At 58.6% G+C, this 18,293-nt stretch carries 11 protein-coding genes; 3 read left to right on the top strand and 8 right to left on the bottom strand.

The window, feature by feature from the left end:
• Positions 1 to 93: 93 nt before the first annotated feature.
• The 4 genes from FAES_RS07785 to FAES_RS07770 form a co-directional block, all read right to left on the bottom strand.
• The gene (locus tag FAES_RS07785; RefSeq protein ID WP_015330658.1) at positions 94 to 1,596 is read right to left on the bottom strand and encodes a RagB/SusD family nutrient uptake outer membrane protein; all 1,503 of its coding nucleotides are present in this window, start codon (positions 1,594 to 1,596) and stop codon (positions 94 to 96) included.
• A 146-nt stretch (positions 1,597 to 1,742) separates the two neighbouring features.
• On the bottom strand, positions 1,743 to 4,892 hold the full coding sequence (locus FAES_RS07780; RefSeq protein WP_015330657.1) for a SusC/RagA family TonB-linked outer membrane protein: 3,150 nt from the start codon (positions 4,890 to 4,892) through the stop codon (positions 1,743 to 1,745).
• Between the two features lie 301 nt (positions 4,893 to 5,193).
• Entirely contained in the window at positions 5,194 to 6,591 is a 1,398-nt protein-coding gene (locus FAES_RS07775; protein ID WP_015330656.1) for a mercuric reductase, read from the bottom strand.
• 188 nt (positions 6,592 to 6,779) lie between these two features.
• Positions 6,780 to 7,997, bottom strand: coding sequence for an NADP-dependent isocitrate dehydrogenase (locus FAES_RS07770; protein WP_041257654.1), 1,218 nt, complete (start codon positions 7,995 to 7,997; stop codon positions 6,780 to 6,782).
• Positions 7,998 to 8,229: 232 nt separating this feature from the next.
• Between FAES_RS07770 and FAES_RS07765 the strand changes: the two genes are divergently transcribed.
• Both FAES_RS07765 and FAES_RS07760 read left to right on the top strand, forming a co-directional pair.
• Positions 8,230 to 9,663 (top strand): amidohydrolase, encoded by a 1,434-nt coding sequence (locus FAES_RS07765; protein ID WP_148289311.1) that lies wholly within the window; start codon positions 8,230 to 8,232, stop codon positions 9,661 to 9,663.
• A 54-nt stretch (positions 9,664 to 9,717) separates the two neighbouring features.
• Complete coding sequence (locus tag FAES_RS07760) at positions 9,718 to 11,370, top strand: amidohydrolase (protein WP_015330653.1); 1,653 nt, start codon at positions 9,718 to 9,720, stop codon at positions 11,368 to 11,370.
• A 208-nt stretch (positions 11,371 to 11,578) separates the two neighbouring features.
• Here the strand turns inward: FAES_RS07760 and FAES_RS07755 are convergent, their stop codons facing one another.
• Positions 11,579 to 11,971, bottom strand: a complete 393-nt coding sequence (locus FAES_RS07755) for a hypothetical protein (protein ID WP_041257653.1) — start codon at positions 11,969 to 11,971, stop codon at positions 11,579 to 11,581.
• Between the two features lie 159 nt (positions 11,972 to 12,130).
• Here FAES_RS07755 and FAES_RS07750 point away from each other — a divergent pair, with 159 nt between their 5' ends.
• Positions 12,131 to 14,014, top strand: coding sequence for a glycoside hydrolase family 127 protein (locus FAES_RS07750; RefSeq protein WP_148289310.1), 1,884 nt, complete (start codon positions 12,131 to 12,133; stop codon positions 14,012 to 14,014).
• Positions 14,015 to 14,119: 105 nt separating this feature from the next.
• Here the strand turns inward: FAES_RS07750 and FAES_RS07745 are convergent, their stop codons facing one another.
• From FAES_RS07745 to FAES_RS07735, 3 genes are all read right to left on the bottom strand, one after another.
• Positions 14,120 to 16,618 carry a glutaminase family protein gene (locus FAES_RS07745; protein ID WP_015330650.1) on the bottom strand — a complete coding sequence of 833 codons (2,499 nt, stop codon included), beginning with the start codon at positions 16,616 to 16,618 and terminating at the stop codon, positions 14,120 to 14,122.
• Between the two features lie 203 nt (positions 16,619 to 16,821).
• Positions 16,822 to 17,526, bottom strand: coding sequence for a hypothetical protein (locus FAES_RS07740; protein ID WP_015330649.1), 705 nt, complete (start codon positions 17,524 to 17,526; stop codon positions 16,822 to 16,824).
• A gap of 54 nt (positions 17,527 to 17,580) precedes the next feature.
• Positions 17,581 to 18,270 (bottom strand): SGNH/GDSL hydrolase family protein, encoded by a 690-nt coding sequence (locus tag FAES_RS07735; RefSeq protein ID WP_148289309.1) that lies wholly within the window; start codon positions 18,268 to 18,270, stop codon positions 17,581 to 17,583.
• Between the last annotated feature and the right edge of the window lie 23 nt (positions 18,271 to 18,293).

Genomic DNA, 18,293 nt, shown 5'->3' with positions numbered 1-18,293 from the left:
TGTGATTAAGTTAAAACGAATAATTAGGGTAAAAACATAGGCGCACTGCGTACCAGACGTGGGGCGGTGGTTAGCCACAGCTACCCGCGCCGGTCAGAACTTCAGCGCCTTATTGGTGTCGCGCTCGCTCTGCGGAATCGGGAAGTAGCGGTTGCGGTCGTAGTTGAAATTGGGTTTGTCGCGCAGGGCATTCTGGGCGTAGTCTTTGCCGTAGCGCATCAGATCAAACCAGCGGTGAAACTCGAAGCCAAGCTCCACACGCCGTTCGTGGCGGATGGCCTCGCGCAGGTTGCCCTGGCTGATACTGCCCAGATCCGGCAGCAGGCCTGTGGGTACGGCCGCCGTACCGGTCGTGGGGCGCAGGGTCGGGTCGTTGAGGTAACTTTCGCGGGCCCGTTTGCGCACCCGGTTCACCAGCGGAATGGCCTCGGCCGGGCGATTCAGTTCGTTGAGCGCCTCCGCCGCCATCAGCAGCACGTCGGCGTAGCGAATCAGCACGTAGTTCAGGTTGCCATCGCCCTTGAGGCTAACCGGCACTTCGGCTAGCGGCTGCACGTGCTTTTTGTTCAGGTAACCCGTTGGCGACCACGACGGATCGAAGGCTTCACCGTTGACCCACCGGCCACCCTGCCGCCCCACCGTGTAGTCGAGGCGCGGGTCGACCACGCCCGCGGTGTTTTTCTCAAATTCGTTGACGAAGGCGGTCGTAGGTGCGTCGAAGAAATAGCCATTTTCGCCGGAGCGGGGGGCAAACCACTGGTTGAGCCGGTTGCCCTGAAACGGAACCTGCCCGGTCAGGTGTTGCACCGAGAACACCGATTCGCGGCTGTTGCGGCCCGTGATCTGAAAATTCTGGGCGTAGAGCGGCAACAGGTCATACTGCCCACTGCTGATCACGGCCTGCGCGGCATCGAACGCCTGCTGCCATTTGCCCTGATAGAGCGACGCCCGCGCCAGCAATGCATTGGCGGCCCCTTTGGTAGCCCGGCCCAGATCGGCCCCGGCGAGCGTAACGGGCAACAGCCGGACGGCTTCGCGCAGGTCGGGCTCGATGGCGTTGGCATATACATCGGCTACGGGCGACTGCGTAATCTGCAACTGATCGGGATTGCGCGGCTCCAGCGACACCGGGATCGGCCCGTAGATATTGACCAGGTAGAAATAATAGAGCGCGCGTAGAAACCGGGCTTCTCCCAGCAGCCGGTCGCGAACGGCGGGCGTAATATTAGCCGTCGGGATCTGCGGAATACGCGCCAGAATCCGGTTGGTCCGGGCTACACCTTCGTAGAATTGCGCCCACTGCGTCTCCACAGGGCCGTTGTTCGGAAACACCTGAAAGTCGTCGACCAGCCCAATATCGGCCTGGTCGCCGGGGTCGCCCCCTTTGGCAGCATCGTCGGAGGCCACGTCGCCGAACACCCACAGCCGATTGTTGTCCGATGAAAATGACAGGGGCTGGTAGGCGGCGTTGACGGCCAGCACTGCCTGCCGTTCATTCTGGTAAAACGACTCCTCCGAGTAGTCGCCGCGCAATTCCTCGTTAAGGTAATCGCGGCAACCCGACAGGAGCAGCAGTAAGAGCACATATTTTTTCATAACGCTATTCGGTTTCACCGGATGGTATCCGGTGCAAGTGAGGCTCCGCGTGGGTCCTCTTGTTTCTCAAAACTGACTGGCTACAGCGTCACCTTTATTGACTTGCCCCCATGCGGGGCCTGACTTGCACCGGACTCTGTTCGGTGTTAAAAGTTCACATTGATACCGAGGGTATAGATTCTTGAGATTGGGTACGTTCCCCAGTCGATACCCACGGCCACGTCGCCCCGAAACTGTTCGTTGTTGAGGTTATCGCTCGACTGCTGTTCGGGGTCCATGCCGGGGTACTTCGTGAACGTCAGCAGGTTTTGCCCACTCAGGTAAATCCGGGCGCTAGTCATACGCCATTTACGGACCAGACTGGCCGGCAGCGAGTAGCCGATCTGCACGTTTTTGATTCGGGTAAACGAGCCGTCTTCCAGGAAGCGCGTCGAGGGTAACTTGTTGTTAGTAGCCCCCCGCCACGACACCCGCGGCTGCGTGTTGCTGGTGCCTTCGCCCGTCCAATGCTCGTCAACAACCCGCTTCGTGACGTTGAACGACCGGTAAAAGCCTTCGATGTCGGTGGCGACCTGGTAATAAACCTGATTGCCCGATACGCCCTGCACAAACACTGACAGGTCGATGTTGCGCCATTGCAGGTTGGCCGTGGCCCCGTACACGAGCGGCGGAATGGGGCTACCCACGTGCGACCGGTCCAGTTGGTTAATCACGCCGTCGTTGTTCAGGTCGCGGAATTTCACGTCGCCGGGGCGAATGTCATTTCCCTGAAAGGCGCTGGTGAAAATATCGGCCTGATTCTGAAAAATACCGTCCTGCGTCAGCAGGTAAAACGAGCCAATGGGGTAGCCCTGTTCGGTTAGGGTTGCGAAGACGCCGTTGTCGATGCGCCCGCCCGGAATGGGTTGGCCATTGCCCAGCGAGAGCACCTTGTTTTTGATGTACGAGACGTTGGCGTTGATGTCGTAGTTCAGTTCACGTACCCGGTTGCGGTACGTGATTTCCAGTTCGACGCCCTGGTTCTGCACCCGGCCTGCGTTGACGTAGGGCGCACCCGCCGTCCCCCCCGAGCGCGGCACCGGCACCGGCAGCAGGATATCGGAGGTTTGTTTCAGGAAGTAGTCGATGGTGGCTTGCAGGCGGTTGTTGAGAAAGCCCATATCGAGGCCCACGTCGGTCTGCGTCGAGGTTTCCCACTTCACGTTGGTGTTGCCGCGTGAGGTGACGGTGTAGCCGGGTTGCTGCGCCGGGCTTTCGCCAAACGGGTAATTAAAGCCCTGCGTGACGATGCTCGCGTAGGGGTAATTGCCAATCTCTTGGTTGCCCAGTTGCCCAATGCTCGCCCGCAGTTTCAGGATCGACATGGTGGGTTGCAGCGCCCGGAAGAAGTCTTCCTGGTCGATGTTCCAGCCCAGTGAGCCCGAATAGAAATTGGCGTAGCGGTTATCGGCCGGGAATCGGCTTGACCCATCGCGGCGGAAGTTGGCTGAGGCCAGGTATTTGCCTTTGTAGTTGTAGTTGACCCGCCCAAACAGCGAAAACAGCTTCCAGCGCGAATCGCCCGCGTAGGTGTTTCGGCCCGTTGGATCGGCACCGCGGCCGAGGTAGCGCAGGTTCGGGTCCTGGTCGATAAAGGCGCGGTCGGAGCCCGTCAGGTCGCGGCCCACGTTGCGAATGGCTTCCGTACCCACCAACACCGACAGATCGTGCCCATCGCCAAACTGTTTCAGGTAGTTAAGCGTGTTGTTCCAGGTCAGGTTGGTCGAGGTACCGATGTTTTCGGTGAGGGTGGCGGGGCTGTTGATGCGCCCGTTGGTGCCCCAGTTTTCGTTGAATCGCTTCCGGTTGAGTATGCCCAGATCGAGCCCACCGTCGGTACGGAAGATGAGGTTCTTGCCTAGCTGAAACTGGCCGTAGAGGTTACCAAACGCCCGGTATTGCCGTTCCTTGTTGTCTTGTTTCAAGGCCAGCCCAACGGGATTGTAGCCATCGCCAAACAGATCGGTGCGGGCGGGCAGATCCGAGAAATTGCCCGTCGTGGGATCGTACACCGGGATGGCGGGCGTGCGAAACAACGCATACCGCACCACGCTCCCACCGTTACCGCCGTAGCCATCGCCCGACGACGGGACGATGTCGCGCTCGCCGTAGGTCAGGTTCAGGTTCGTGCCGATTTTGATAAAACCGGCGACGTCGGCGTCGATGTTGGCTTTGAGCGAATAGCGCCGGTAGCCCGAGTTGAGCACAATCCCCTGCTGATCAAAATACGACCCGCTGATGAGGTAGCGCGACGATGCCGTCCCCCCACTGAACGACAGTTGGTAGTTGTTGATGGGGGCTACGCGGAAAATCTCCTTCTGCCAGTCGGTGTTGGGTAGCGTGGCTTGAATCTCGGGCGTGATGAGTTTTCGGAACAGGCTGGGATTGGTAAACTCGGCGTTGTCGTTGTTGGCGGCTTCGTTGTAAATCCGAACGTACTCATCCGTATTGGCCATCGGAATCAGGCGGCCATGCTGTTGCAGACCCGTGTAGGCGTTGAAGCTGATCCGGGTCGAACCGACGGCTCCCTTTTTGGTCGTAATCAGCACGACACCGTTGGCGGCCCGTGCGCCGTAGATCGCCGACGATGAAGCATCTTTCAGGATCGTGATGCTTTCGATGTCGCTGGGCGTCAGGATACTGAACGCATCTTTGGTCGGGATGCCGTCGACGATGTACAGCGGGTTGTTGTCGTTGATGCTGCCCGTACCACGAATCCGGACGGATACACCCTCGCCGGGTGCGCCGGTGTTCTGCGTAACCCGTACCCCCGGTGCTTTCCCCTGCAAGGCCTGATCGACGCCAATCAGTGGCAACCGGCTGATCTCTTTGGCACTCACCGTCGAAACAGCCCCCGTGAGGTCCGATTTTTTCTGGGCGCCGTAGCCAACCACCACTACTTCTGTCAATGATTGCGCCTCTTCCTTCAGTTGTACGTCGACGGTCGACTGCGAGCCGATGGGTACCTCCTGGCTAACGTACCCAATGAACGAGAACTGGAGGATCGTAGTCTGCCCGTCGGTACGGTCAGCGACGGTGATGCGGTAGTTGCCGTCGACATCGGTGCTGGCACCTTTCTGCGACCCTTTAATGACCACATTAACACCTGGTAGCCCCTGCCCTTTTTCGTCGCGCACGGTACCCGAAATGGTCCGGTCGCCCGACTGCGCCAACAGGCCCGGGCAATATAAGACTAGACTAAAGAGAATAGACAGGAAAAGCCGGTCCCAGCGGCGGCGAGGTACATCTTCATTCATAGCGTCGAGTAGTCTGGTGGTGTAACCCCCGTTTTACATTCCAAATATAGTTTAACAAAATAGCCGAATTTTTAAATCTTATCGTACGAACCTGCCCATAGTAACAACTACTGTAACTTATTAAGTAAAAATTCTCAACATATTTTTCACACTACATAACTGCATGAAGCAAGCGTCGCCTACCTCTGTTACAACATGCTGTAACAGAGGTAGGCGGCAACCACTAGCGTTGCATGCTGTAGACAGGTTACGCTGCGTTAGTCTAGACAAGCTGACGCTATCACCATAGATTGGCGAGGACTCAATCGAGCGTCGTGAAGAGATTATTGAACGATTCGGCCAGGGTTGGATGAGCGAAAATGGCATCGCGCAACCGCTGGTAGGGCAGTTGCCCCATCATAGCCAGTTGAAGCATCGTCATCAGCTCGCCGCCTTCCATGCCAAGTATGGCGGCACCAAGCAGTTGGTCGGTATCGGCATCGACCAGCACTTTCATCAGGCCGTTGGTATGACTCGTTTCGATGGCCCGCGCCACCTGGCTCATGGGCATGCTCGCCACCCGTACCTGTTTTCCCTGTTTTTTGGCTTCCTGTTCTGTCAGGCCGATCCGCCCCAACTGCGGATCAGTGAAGACCGTATAGGGCACCGGGCGGTTGGCAATGCTGGCCTTGCCGCCATCGAGCAAGTTCTGTTTAACAACCCGGTAGTCGTCGTAGGCAATGTGGGTGAAGGCCGGGCCGCCTTTGATGTCGCCCAGCGCGTAAATGCCAGGCTGCGTCGTTTCGAGCCGATCGTTAACCTGAATGAACCCTTTCTCGTCGGTTTTCACGCCTGCCGCTTCCAGGTTGAGCGTATCAGAGTTGGGCGTTGTCCCCACCGCCACCAGCAGATGCGAACCCGTCAGCGTATGGCGCTGCTCATCGGTAGTCAAAGTCAGCTTGATCGTTGTTGCGCCGGGTTGACGTACCTGCGTGACCGCCGTGTTGTACCGAATATTTATGCCTTCGTAAGTCAGAATCTGGGCGAGTGCCTCGCTGATATCCGGATCCTCATGGGGCAGCAGATGCCCGTCCCGGACCAGGATCGTAACCTTGCTCCCAAACCGACGGAACATCTGGCTGAACTCGACGCCAATGTAGCCGCCGCCAATAATCACCAGGTGCCTGGGCAGCTCAGGTACGTCCATCAGCGTGGTCGACGTCAGCCAGTCGACCGTGTCCAGCCCCGGTATGGGTGGGGTGGCGGGGCGCGTACCGCAGTTGATAAAGATCTGGTCGGCCGTTAGCCGCTGCTCCTTGCCATTCTTATCATGCACCACTACGGTTTTAGTATCGGCAAAATAGGCCTCCCCATAGACCAGGGTCAGGTGTTTGGTTTTCGCAAACGACGCTTCGATACCGCCCCGGAATTGGTCCACCATCGCATTCTTCCGGGCGATCACCGCCGCAAAGTCGACCGCCACCTTACCGGCTCGAACACCGTATTCGCTCAGACGGCGTGCCTCGTAAGCGGCCTGCGCCGACGCTAGTAGGGTTTTGGTGGGCGTACAGCCGTAATTAATGCAGGTGCCGCCCACCCATTTCCGTTCAATAACGGCTACCGAACGGCCCGCTTTGGCAAGCGCCATGGCCAGTGGTTTACCGGCCTGACCAACGCCGATGATGATAGCGTCGTAGCGCCGGGGAGTGTGTGCTGCCATGGTGGTATGTCGGTTCAGGCGTACGACCCGTAGTACCGCTTCACTAGAAACTACCGTAGCCCCTTTTGGTTAGCGACTGCCCCCTCTTTCTCCCCTACGTTGCATAACGACAAATGCCTGCACAGAACCGTCAGCAGGGACAGTTTTGTACAGGCATTCGTACACTCCGTGTGAATCAGGGCGATACCTTACGCCAGCTTAGCTTTCAGTGCCTCATCGAGCGCCTCAAGGAAATCTTCGGTGTTGAGGTAATGCTCACCCGCCACCAGTTTCGTACCGGCCGGGTAGGCCGACAGCGCCAGGTCTTTGGTCATTTTTCCGCTTTCTACCGTTTCTACGCAAACTGCTTCGAGGGCGTTGGCGAAATCGATCAGTTCCTGGTTGTTATCGAGTTTACCCCGGAAGGCCAGCCCACGCGTCCAGGCATAGATCGAGGCGATCGGGTTGGTGCTCGTTTTGTTGCCTTTCTGGTACTCGCGATAGTGACGCGTCACGGTGCCGTGGGCGGCTTCCGCTTCCATCGTTTTGCCATCGGGCGTCACCAGTACCGAGGTCATCAGACCCAGTGAACCGAAGCCCTGCGCTACCGTATCCGACTGTACGTCGCCATCATAGTTTTTGCAGGCCCATACAAAGTTGCCTTCCCATTTCAGGGCCGAGGCCACCATGTCGTCGATGAGGCGGTGCTCATAATGCACTTTGCCCGCATATTCGGCGTCATAAATCTCCTGGAAAATATCTTTGAAACGACCGTCATATTTTTTCAGGATCGTGTTTTTGGTCGACAGGTACAGCGGCCAGCCTTTGTCGAGGGCCACGTTGAAGCAAGCGCGGGCAAACCCACGGATCGACTCATCAACGTTGTACATCCCCATGGCTACGCCACCGCCTTTGAACTGATACACGTCGAACTCCTGCACGCTGCCGTCTTCGCCTTCAAACTTCATCGTCAGCTTACCGGGGCCGGGCACCACGAAATCCGTAGCGCGGTACTGATCGCCAAAGGCATGCCGGCCAATGATGATAGGGGCCGTCCAGTTGGTAACGAGGCGGGGTACGTTCTTCATGACGATGGGCTCGCGGAATACGGTGCCGTCCAGAATGTTCCGGATCGTACCGTTGGGCGACTTCCACATCTGCTTCAGGTTGAACTCCTTCACGCGGTCTTCGTCGGGCGTGATGGTTGCGCACTTGATACCCACGCCGTATTCTTTGATGGCGTTGGCCGCATCGATGGTTACCTGATCGTTGGTTTCGTCGCGGTATTCGATACCGAGGTCATAGTATTTGATGTCGACGTCAACGTAGGGCAGAATCAGCTTGTCTTTGATGAATTTCCAGATGATGCGGGTCATTTCGTCGCCGTCCAGTTCGACAACCGGATTCGCCACCTTAATCTTTGCCATTGTGTTATGATTAGATACGAGAATAAACACTACAAAATTTGGCCGCAAAGGTAGCATGTAACGCCGGAATAAAATCCGGTGTACGTGGCGCTTCGCCGGGTCAGCTTGTTCGTGATAGGCTAACAAGGCGCTCGTGGTGCTTATCTAACCGGAAGTGGGCACTTCCCCCGCGAAGCCTCACTTGCACCGGATGCAATCCGGTGCTACTTTACAAAAGCAACCTGCATCCTCCATGAAACATACCTACCTGCTCTGGCTCAGCCTACTAGCGAGCCTCCCCCTCCGTGCGCAGCCCGAAAAAACGATCATCGCTCAACTCGACCGGCAGTACCCACACTATGCCGCACTGGCGGGCCAGATCTGGAAACTGGCCGAACCGGGTTACCTGGAAGAAAAGACAAGCCGCCTGTTGCAGGACGAACTCCGGCAGCAAGGCTTCACCATTACACCCGGCATCGCAGGCATCCCCACCGCCTTCGTGGCAAGCTACGGACAGGGCGCGCCCGTCATTAGCCTACTCGCCGAAATGGATGCGCTGCCGGGTTTATCACAGGATTCGGTACCGACGCGCAAGCCGCTCGTTCCCAATGCCTACGGGCATGCCTGTGGGCATAACCTTTTTGGCGTAGGGTCGGTGGCGGCGGCAGTTGCCACGAAAGACTGGCTTAAACAGACGGGCCGACCGGGCACGATTCAACTCATCGGAACGCCCGCCGAAGAGGGCGCGGGCGGCGGCAAAACGTACCTGGTGCAGGCGGGCGTGTTCAAACCCGTCGACGCCGTGTTGCACTGGCACCCGGGCGACCGCAACAGCGCCAGTCCGGCGTCGTCGCTGGCCTACCGGGTGGCCCTGTTCCGGTTTAGTGGGCGAGCGGCGCACGCCGCAGCGGCTCCCGAAAAAGGCCGGTCGGCGCTCGACGCCGTCGAGGCGATGGACTACATGGTGAACCTCATGCGCGAACACGTCACGCCCGAAACGCGGATTCACTACGTCATCAAACAGGGCGGGCTCACGTCCAACATCGTGCCGGACTATGCCGAAGTCGAGTACACCATCCGGCACCCCTCGGCGCAGGGGCTGGAAGACGTCTGGGCGCGCATCATGAAAACGGCACAGGCCGCGGCGCTAGGCACCGAAACCACCATGAGCTACGAGGTGATGGCCGGGCTGTACAACCTGCTGCCCAACGAAACGCTGGCGCAGGTGATGCAAACCAGCCTGCAAGCGGTAGGTGGCGTGCAGCTCACGCCAAGTGAAGTCGATTTTGCCAACAAACTCCGGCAGACACTCGTCACCCAGACGCTGCCACCAGTCGGCAGCGCGGGCGAGATTCTGCCCTATGCGCTGGGGGGCATCACGCCCGCCTCGACCGACGTGGGCGACGTCAGTTGGGTCGTTCCAACGGCCGGGCTATCCACGGCGACCTGGGTACCCGGCGTACCGGCCCACAGCTGGCAGGCCGTGGCCTGCGATGGCATGTCGATCGGCTTCAAAGGTATGCTGGTAGCGGCCAAGACGCTCTCGATGACCGCTATTTCGCTTTTTCAAAAACCGGATCTGATCAAAACGGCGAAAACCGAGCTCGACAACGCGCGGGGCGGGGCATCGTTCACCTACAAATCCCTGGCGGGCGACCGGAAACCACCCCTCGATTACCGCAAATGAACGTACCTGATAGATGAGATGAATTAAGTCAATGAATCAACCTCGCATAACCTCATGAAACACACATACCTAGTCCTGCTGCTACTGCCGATACTGGCGCTGGGGCAGTCCAAAAAAGGCGCAAAGCAAGCCGCCGCTACCCCGCTCGACAAGCTCAAAGCCGAAGCCATTGCCGCCGTGGAGGCCCGCAAAGACCAGGCACAGCAGATCAATGACATGCTGTTCAGCTTCTCGGAATTGGGCTTTCAGGAAGTCGAGACGTACACGTACCTGACTACGTTGCTCGAAAAAGAGGGCTTCACCATCCAGAAAAACATTTCGGGTATGCCCACTGCCTGGATCGCCACCTGGGGCAACGGCAAGCCCGTCATCGCCATCGGCTCCGATGTCGACTGCATTCCGAAAGCGAGTCAGAAACCCGGCGTGGCCTACAAAGACCCGATTGTCGACGGCGCACCGGGCCACGGTGAGGGGCATAACTCAGGGCAGGCGCTCAACATTGTGGCAGCGCTGTCGGTGAAAAAGCTGATGGAGCGCGACAAGATTCCGGGTACGTTGATGCTGTGGCCCGGCGTGGCCGAAGAGCTGGTTGGGGCCAAAGCCTTCTACATCCGCGATGGCTATTTCAAGGATGTCGACGCCTGCATTTTCACCCACGTCGGCGATAACCTCGTGACGTCCTACGGCGACGCGGGCAACAACGGGCTGGTGTCGGTGCGGTTTACGTTTGAAGGGTCGGCGGCGCACGCAGCCGGCGCACCGTGGCGGGGTCGGTCGGCGCTCGATGCGGTAGAACTGATGAATATCGGCTGGAACTACCGCCGCGAACACCTCGAACTCACGCAGCGCTCGCACTACGTAATCTCCGACGGGGGCGATCAGCCTAACGTGGTGCCGTCGAAAGCGTCGGTCTGGTATTATTTCCGCGAACGCAGCTACCCCAAAATCCGTAAGCTGTTCGAGACGGGGCTGGCTATCGCCGAGGGTGCCGCCAAAATGACCGAGACAAAGGTTTCTTACGAAATTCTGGGCTCAGCCTGGCCGGGGCATTTCAACAAGCCCATTGCCGAAGCTGCTTATCAGAACATTAAAAAGGTAGGCTTGCCCACCTGGTCGGCGGACGATCAGCTACTGGCGAAAGCGACGCAGAAAGAGCTGCAATCGCGCAAGACGGAAGGGCTGGCCGTGAAACTCGACAGTCTTGGCCTGCCCGCCAACACCGCCCCAACCGTGATGATGGGTGGCCAGAATTTTGTGCCACTCACGGGCGGCTCCGACGATATCGCCGACATCGCCTGGTCGGTGCCGACGATCGTACTGCGCTACCCGAGCAACATTCCCGATTTGCCAGGCCATCACTGGAGCAACGCCATTTCGATGGCCACGCCCATTGCCCACAAAGGCATTGTGGCCGGGGCCAAAGCCGAGGCCATGACCCTGCTCGATCTGCTCCTGAAACCCGACCTGATCCAGCAGGCGAAAGACTACTACGTCAACGAGCAGACGAAAGAGCAGAAGTATACGCCGCTGATTTCCAACAAGGAATTCCCGGCGGTGTACCTCAACCAGAAGATCATGACCGATTTCAAACCGAAGCTCAAGCCCTATTACTACGATCCGTCGAAATACAAGACGTACCTGGAGCAACTGGGCATCACGTACCCAACCCTCCGCGACGATCAGCGGGCCGAGTTGCTGAAGAAGTGAAGCGTCGTGAACAGTGAGCAGTGGGCGACATTTTTGTCATCCCGATGTTAGGAGGGATCTTGATGCGTCATTAGTCTCAAGTGAGGATACGTCAAGACCCCTCCTAACGTCGGGATGACAAAAACACTACTTAACTAGCCTAATTATTAACTACTCAGCCTGTTTTCCACACAAACGATAGCATCGGTGAAAAACAGGCTGAATCGGTTTACTGGGCGGTTAGCACGAGCCGCTGCTGATTGGTTGTGATCACTAGCTCGATGGCGTTTAGCCGCTCAATTTGCCAGGGCGTGCTGGCAACCAACTCCGACATACGGCAATCGACCGCGGCACAAACGGGATTCGGCACCTCTGGACCCAGAAACTCAATCGTGGTAGTAGTCGCCCGGAAGCGGGTGGGCGCGCAACAGATAGCTAGTTGTTTATCCACCCCGAAACGGACCTCGTTTTGCCGCGTCAACGTGACGATAACCGTTTGATCCGTGCCGCCGGGATTCTTCTGCACGTAGGTATAGGTCCGATAAAGCAAATCGGGCGTCATGTCGGCAGGCGTACTACACGCCATTACGAAGAGGGTCAGTAAACAGACAACGTAGCGCATCAGAGAAAGCTTTTTCGCACTAGACCGCCAGGTACGTTCAACCGTTGGAATGTCGCTCGTATGAGCGACACGTCCACGATGCATCGCTTTTCGTACCAACATCAGTAAGTACAGCTGGCTGGCGCCTCTCTGATGCAGACCCCCGAAAACCCTACTGGTATGCGTCTGTTTCCTCTGAGTTTGATCGCGTTGGCCGGTTGGCTGATTGCCGTTCCGCATGGTCTGGCGCAGGTTGTGGTTAAACCGGCCGTGGCTGACCAGCTACAACCCGCCCAATCGGCCCGGCTGACGGGTTTTGTGGGCGACCGACTGGATGCATCGTATCAGCACCGTATCCTGGCGCAAAACGTTGATCGGCTGGTGGCCCCGTTTCGCGACCGCACCGAAACTCGTTGCTGGCAGAGCGAATTCTGGGGAAAATGGTTTACCTCGGCCGTGTTGGCCTACCGCTACCGGCCCGAACCCCAACTCAAAAACGTGCTGGACAAAGCCGTTGCCGACCTGCTCGCCACCCAAACGCCCGACGGCTACATCGGCAACTACGCCGATACCAGCCACCTGCAACAATGGGACATCTGGGGCCGCAAATATTGCCTGCTGGGGCTGCTGGCCTACTATGACCTGACGAATGACAAACGCAGTCTAAACGCTGCCAGCAAAGTAACCGATCACCTGATCAACGAACTGTCGGCGCGGAAAGCGCTGCTGGTGAAACAGGGTAATCACCGGGGCATGGCCGCGACCTCGGTGCTCGAACCAGTCTGCCTGCTCTACAGCCGCACCGCCGACAAGCGGTATCTGGCGTTTGCCGAAACCATTGTGCAACAGTGGGAGTCGCCCGAGGGGCCGCAACTGATTGCCAAAGCTGACGTGGATGTGGCCAACCGATTCCCAAAGCCCAAAAACTGGTTTGGCTGGGAACAGGGGCAGAAAGCCTACGAGATGATGTCGTGCTACGAGGGTCTGCTCGAACTATACCGGCTGACGGGCAAGCCCGCCTACAAAGCCGCCGTCGAGAAAACGTGGCAGAACATCCGGGATACCGAGATCAATCTGGCGGGGTCGGGCTCGAGCGTGGAATGCTGGTTTGGCGGGAAAGCGCTGCAAACGCTGTCGATCAACCACTACCAGGAAACCTGCGTGACAGCCACCTGGATCAAGCTGAGTCAGCAACTGCTGCGCCTCACCGGCGACGCCCGGTATGCCGATGCCATCGAGCAAACGTATTACAACGCGCTGCTCGGGTCGATGAAAGCCGACGGCTCCGACTGGACCAAATACACGCCCCTGAGCGGGCAGCGTTTGGAAGGCGGCGAGCAGTGCGGTATGGGCCTCAACTGCTGCGTAGCCAGTGGCCCGCGGGGGTTGTTCACCCTCCCACAGACAGTCGTGATGAGCCGAGCGGATGGCGTCCAGGTTAATTTCTACGCCGAAGGAACGTACCTGGCCAACACGCCGGGCGGGCAGTCGGTCAGCCTGCGCCAGCAAACCGACTATCCGGTTTCTGGGCAAAGTACGCTGCACCTGTCGCTGCCCAAGACCGAATCGTTTACCGTCCGGGTACGTATCCCGGCCTGGAGCGTTCAGTCGACCGTAACAGTCAACGGGCAGGCAGTGCCGACAGTTGTGGCGGGTGAATATGTAGCCATTAAACGTACCTGGCAGACCGGTGATCAGCTTAGCCTAACGCTGGATATGCGCGGGCGGGTGGTCCGGCTGGGCGATATGCCGCAGCATCTGGCCATTGTGCGCGGACCCGTCGTGCTCACCCGCGATGCCCGGCTGGGCGGTCCCAGCGTCGATGAAACCATCAGCCCCGTAGTCGGGCAAGACGGGTACGTTGAGCTAAAGCCGGTTTCGGCGGCGAAAACCGGACTCTGGATGCAGTTTGACGCCCTGTTCCGGCTCGAATCGCACAAGGAAGGCGACAATAAACCCGTGCCGCTCAGGCTCTGCGACTACGCGTCAGCCGGCAATACGCTCGACGACCAATCCCGCTTCCGGGTCTGGCTCACCCAGCCCATCGACCCGCGATTGAATTGAAGGGAGTGTACGGTCTTTCTTGTCATCCCGGCCGGGATGACAAGAAAATTATAAATTCCTAATAATCAGAGCATTTACCCAATCAGCAACAAGAAGAAACGACTCTTATTTCTTCGCCTTGAATGCTTTTTCCAATAGCTTGATGTAATAGCCGCCCACTACCGAGCGCGCCTGGAAACCCACCTGTTTGGCATCGGTGGTTTCGTGCCAGTCGGTCAGGGGAACGCGCGAGGGCGTTTCGTTGGCAAACTTCCAGACAGGCGCGATGAACGCCTGAAAATCCCGCTCTGAATCAGCCATCGTTGCCGTCCACATAATCCAGTCCGATTTGGTGTAGGTCTTGCGGCTGTCGAGCGGCAGGCCGTAGGGTTGCTGTTTGGTCAGGTAGTAAGCGATTTCTTCCTGCGCCACCGTTTTGGGGAAGATGTTCAGCCCCAGCAACTTGTCCCAAACCAAATTGTATTTCTGGCTCCAGGTATCGGCTTTATTCTCAAACGTCAGGTCGTAGTGCCGGTTGTCGGCGGCGAGTCGTTGCCAGCGCGTAGCCATGTCACGGGCAATAGCCAGGTACGTGTCGGCGGTTTTGCGGTCGCCCTGCATAGCGGCCATCTGCCCATAGGCCGCGATACCCAGAATCGCTTTGAGCGACAGGTTGGCGTTGCGAGCCAGATGCCCGGCAAAATCGTCGGTGCAGAGTTGATTAGCCGGGTCGAAGCCGTTGTCACGCAGGTAGTTTACCCAGGTCGTCAGCACGGGCCAGTGCTTCTTGGCGTAGGCTGCATTGCCCTGCGCTTTCACAATCGCCGCCGTCAGCAGGAGCATGTTACCGCACTCCTCCACGGGCATGTCTTCACCGTAAGTTTGCCCGTTGGCCTGTGGATACGTTCCCACGTCGTGTGCAGCGAAGGGTTTGGTCCAGCGGCCACTTTCCGAATACTGAAAAATAGGCTCGGTCATGCCCGTCAGCAGCGTGGGGTTATACAGCAGAAACAGCGGCGCCGACGGGTAGGTCACGTCGACGGTGCCGATAGACCCGTTGCTGAAATTTTCTTTCGAGAAGAAGAACACCTCCCCTTTCGGACCTGCTACAATTTTGTGCGCCGCAATCGCCTGCCGATAGGCCAGTGCGCACAGATCGGCGTACTGTTTGCCACCGGCTTTCAGCGCATCGGCATACAGTTTTTTGTCGAAGGCAGTGCTCTGTTTCACCAGTTGGCTGTAGTCGGCTTCGGCCGTGCGCAGCAGAGCGGGCATGTCGGTTTTGTTGTCGCGCCGCCACCAGGGCCGCAGGTTCTGCCCGAAATACTGCACCGAATACTCATCGTCATAGGCCAGCATAAGGTGTTTTTGCACGGGCGACGTACCCACCGAACCAACCGGTACACTCACAGCCAGACCTACCTCCCCGGCCGACCCAACGGTTTCTTCACCCGTAGCCGGGGCCAGTGCGCCCTCCGTCACAAACGTGTTTTTCAGAGCCGTCAGCGAGCCGGGCGCCAGTTGGGCGTTGGTGGATGCGGGTGCAGCCAGATAAGCGTACCCCCAGTCGATGCGCACGTTGTCGCCCTTTCGCTGCAAAACCGGTTGCTGCTGCGTACCGACCTGTAGCCACTGCACGCCACCCGTTGCTTTGCCCGTCCTGGCAGCGACATCCTGCCCCGCCGAGTGTGACGCCAGCGTACCGGCCGCGCTGACGTAGAGTTGTACGGTATGCGGTTTGCCATCCGTGGAACGGGTCGTGAAGGTCAGGTACGTTACGGGACGCGCCGCCAGGTCAATGTTATTGAGCAGTAACGGGGACAGGAAATTGGCCGTCAGCGACACCGGACCCGCCAGAAACGTATACTCCGTTTGCGTGGCCGACACCGTGACGTCGGTTTGGGTGGCGGGGCTAACCCCAGCCGAGGTAGGCGCCGGTACGATCAGGCCCACGTCGATGAACGACCCGCCCCGTGGGCTCACGCAATGCACCGCCAGCACGTTCCGGCCCGTGCGCAGCGCTTTCTGGCCCGCCGCCGAGAGAGGCAGGTTCACGTACTCGCTGATGTAATCGGCCTTTTCGAGGATGAGCGTGCCGTTGAGGTACACCTTAACATCGTCGTCGTGGTTGATCGACAGCAGCATGGCCGAGGGGTCGCTTTTGCCGTCGTAATCAAACTCACGGCGGTAGTAGATCCCGTCGGGATTAGTGCGGACATTCCGCCAGCGGGTTTTGGCTTCGGGCGTATCGCCAAAGGGCCCCATGCCCGACTGCCAGCCCGTCGCGTTGAAATCGGGCGTTTCCCAACCGGCGGCGGGTTTTGCGAAGGTGTATTGGGCCGGATAGGGCTTTAGTTCGCCCGTTGCCAGGATTGTCCGGTAGTTGGTTGGGATAGCACCGAGAAACTGATAGGCTTTGCCATCCACCCGAATTACGCCTTCCAGCGACTGCGCCTTGCCCGTCCAATGGCGGGTGGGCGATTCGGTGAGTTTGTCGGTCGTGCTCCAGACACTGAAATAGGGGTCGTGCGTGATGAGCGGATAGGCCGGTGGGCGCAAAGACTGGGCCTGGACAAACCCGGCACTTAGGCAAACCGATAGGGAAAAGGCAAGGGTACGTAGCATAGCGAACGTTGATTTTAGGAAGCTGCCCAACCGCTATCAAACCGTTTGGTGATCGTTAGCGAGGGCTCTACTAGCGTAAGTCGCAACGCAGCCATTTTACCCCTGATCCACCTGCGCTTTAGCGAGCGCACCAGAAACACGCCCACACAAAAAAAGCCCCTACCTGCGCAGGTAGGGGCCATCATCATAGGTTAGTTCGTTAATCAACCGCCATTACCGGGGCCACCGCCCGGACCACCGGGACCGCCACCGGGGCCACCAGGTCCGCGTTTCGGCGCCTGCAGATTACCGTTTACGTCGAAGTGAGCGTCGCGGGTCTTCCCGTTCAGCGTGTAACGTACATCATAAAACAGCACGGCGCCGGTGGTGGGGTCGGTGACGACTTCAGCCTTTACGAACGTATACCCGGTAAAATTGACCGCCATGTAATCGAGTACCGGCTTCGGCAGTTTATCGATAGTAATGTCGGTCCGGACGGGTGGCGTTGCCGTGAAGCCCTTGGGGCCACCGGGGCCGGGGCCTTTCGGGCCGTTGCCGGGGCCAGCCAGTACGGTGCCAGCCGCGTCGAAATGGAGTTGCCGCTTCTTGCCATCGAGCGTAAACTGGATTTCGTAGAAGGTCGCGCCTTTGGGATCGGTGCCCTGCTCGGCCTGCACAAAGGCGTAGGTCGGGTAGGTTTTGGCCAGGTAGTCGAAAATGGCCTGCGGCACCTGCGCTTTGTCGATCAGGGTTTCGCTACAGGGCTTGCCGGTAACGCCGGTGGCGTTGTTGGGGTTGCCCAGCCGGGCCAGCGAGTTGATCACCGCCGTGGCTTCGTCGTCCTGCTGCGGATCGAGCGAGTTGTTTTGCTGGGTGCAGGCCGCCACGGCGACGAGCAGCGCCAGCCCGAATAAGAGTTTTTGGAGCATAGTGGTTTTCGTGAATTGGGAATTGGACTATGGAACGCGTACGGGGTAAGGCGATTAAGACGTAGACGGGCGACGCCAGCGGGGGCGCTCAGGTGGCACGGGATCGTGTTCAATCAGTTGGGTGTGCAGGGTGCTGCCCAGCAGTTCGTGCGCCAACTCGTTCAGGTCATCGGTCGTGTCGGTCTGAAACAGCAGGCTATCGTGGTCGAGCAACGTTGCCACGTCGTAGCAGGGAACACCCCACAGCCGTGACTCGTCGAGGAAAAGCGATTGGGTCAGCGCTTGTTGCAACGCTGCCCCCGCCCGGCGCTGGGGCAGGGGCGGCACCATCAGCGTGCGGTTACGGTAGGGTTGTACCAGCATCAGCACCGTGGCCAGCTGATGCCGCAGCACGCGCATCGGAGCGGTCTGATGGCGCCGCGCCCACAAATGCAGCTGACTGACCCGCCGTCGCAGCCACGTACCCAGGCTTGGGTTGAGGTGGGTGGCGGGGTGGCGAACAGGCCACCGGTAGGGTTGGGCCAGTTCTGCATCGCCCAGTTGCAGAAGCAGGTAGTCGTAGTCGTACAGTTTCAGCCGCGACAGCAACGTAGCCGCTTCTGGTAGCGTCAGCGGTCCATATTGGTCGACCTGCACCGCGTATCCATCGGCCCGAAGCCGCCTGATTAGCTGACTCACGTAGCTCTTGCCGCCAGGCAGGCCCGGCCCATAGGCTTGCATTCCACCCAGTATAAGTATATTCATTATCCTGTCGGTCATTTGCCCTT

This window comes from Fibrella aestuarina BUZ 2, assembly GCF_000331105.1.
GTDB lineage: Bacteria > Bacteroidota > Bacteroidia > Cytophagales > Spirosomataceae > Fibrella > Fibrella aestuarina.
The sequence above is the reverse complement of the archived record's forward strand: the minus strand, read 5'-3'. Positions and strand labels throughout refer to the sequence as shown.

Excerpts from the sequence above, each read along its gene's own strand:
- FAES_RS07785 (WP_015330658.1), bottom strand. The coding sequence starts at position 1,596 with ATGAAAAAATATGTGCTCTTACTGCTGCTCCTGTCGGGTTGCCGCGAT.
- FAES_RS07780 (WP_015330657.1), bottom strand. The coding sequence starts at position 4,892 with ATGAATGAAGATGTACCTCGCCGCCGCTGGGACCGGCTTTTCCTGTCT.
- FAES_RS07775 (WP_015330656.1), bottom strand. The coding sequence starts at position 6,591 with ATGGCAGCACACACTCCCCGGCGCTACGACGCTATCATCATCGGCGTT.
- FAES_RS07770 (WP_041257654.1), bottom strand. The coding sequence starts at position 7,997 with ATGGCAAAGATTAAGGTGGCGAATCCGGTTGTCGAACTGGACGGCGAC.
- FAES_RS07765 (WP_148289311.1), top strand. The coding sequence starts at position 8,230 with ATGAAACATACCTACCTGCTCTGGCTCAGCCTACTAGCGAGCCTCCCC.
- FAES_RS07760 (WP_015330653.1), top strand. The coding sequence starts at position 9,718 with ATGAAACACACATACCTAGTCCTGCTGCTACTGCCGATACTGGCGCTG.
- FAES_RS07755 (WP_041257653.1), bottom strand. The coding sequence starts at position 11,971 with ATGCGCTACGTTGTCTGTTTACTGACCCTCTTCGTAATGGCGTGTAGT.
- FAES_RS07750 (WP_148289310.1), top strand. The coding sequence starts at position 12,131 with ATGCGTCTGTTTCCTCTGAGTTTGATCGCGTTGGCCGGTTGGCTGATT.
- FAES_RS07745 (WP_015330650.1), bottom strand. The coding sequence starts at position 16,618 with ATGCTACGTACCCTTGCCTTTTCCCTATCGGTTTGCCTAAGTGCCGGG.
- FAES_RS07740 (WP_015330649.1), bottom strand. The coding sequence starts at position 17,526 with ATGCTCCAAAAACTCTTATTCGGGCTGGCGCTGCTCGTCGCCGTGGCG.
- FAES_RS07735 (WP_148289309.1), bottom strand. The coding sequence starts at position 18,270 with ATGAATATACTTATACTGGGTGGAATGCAAGCCTATGGGCCGGGCCTG.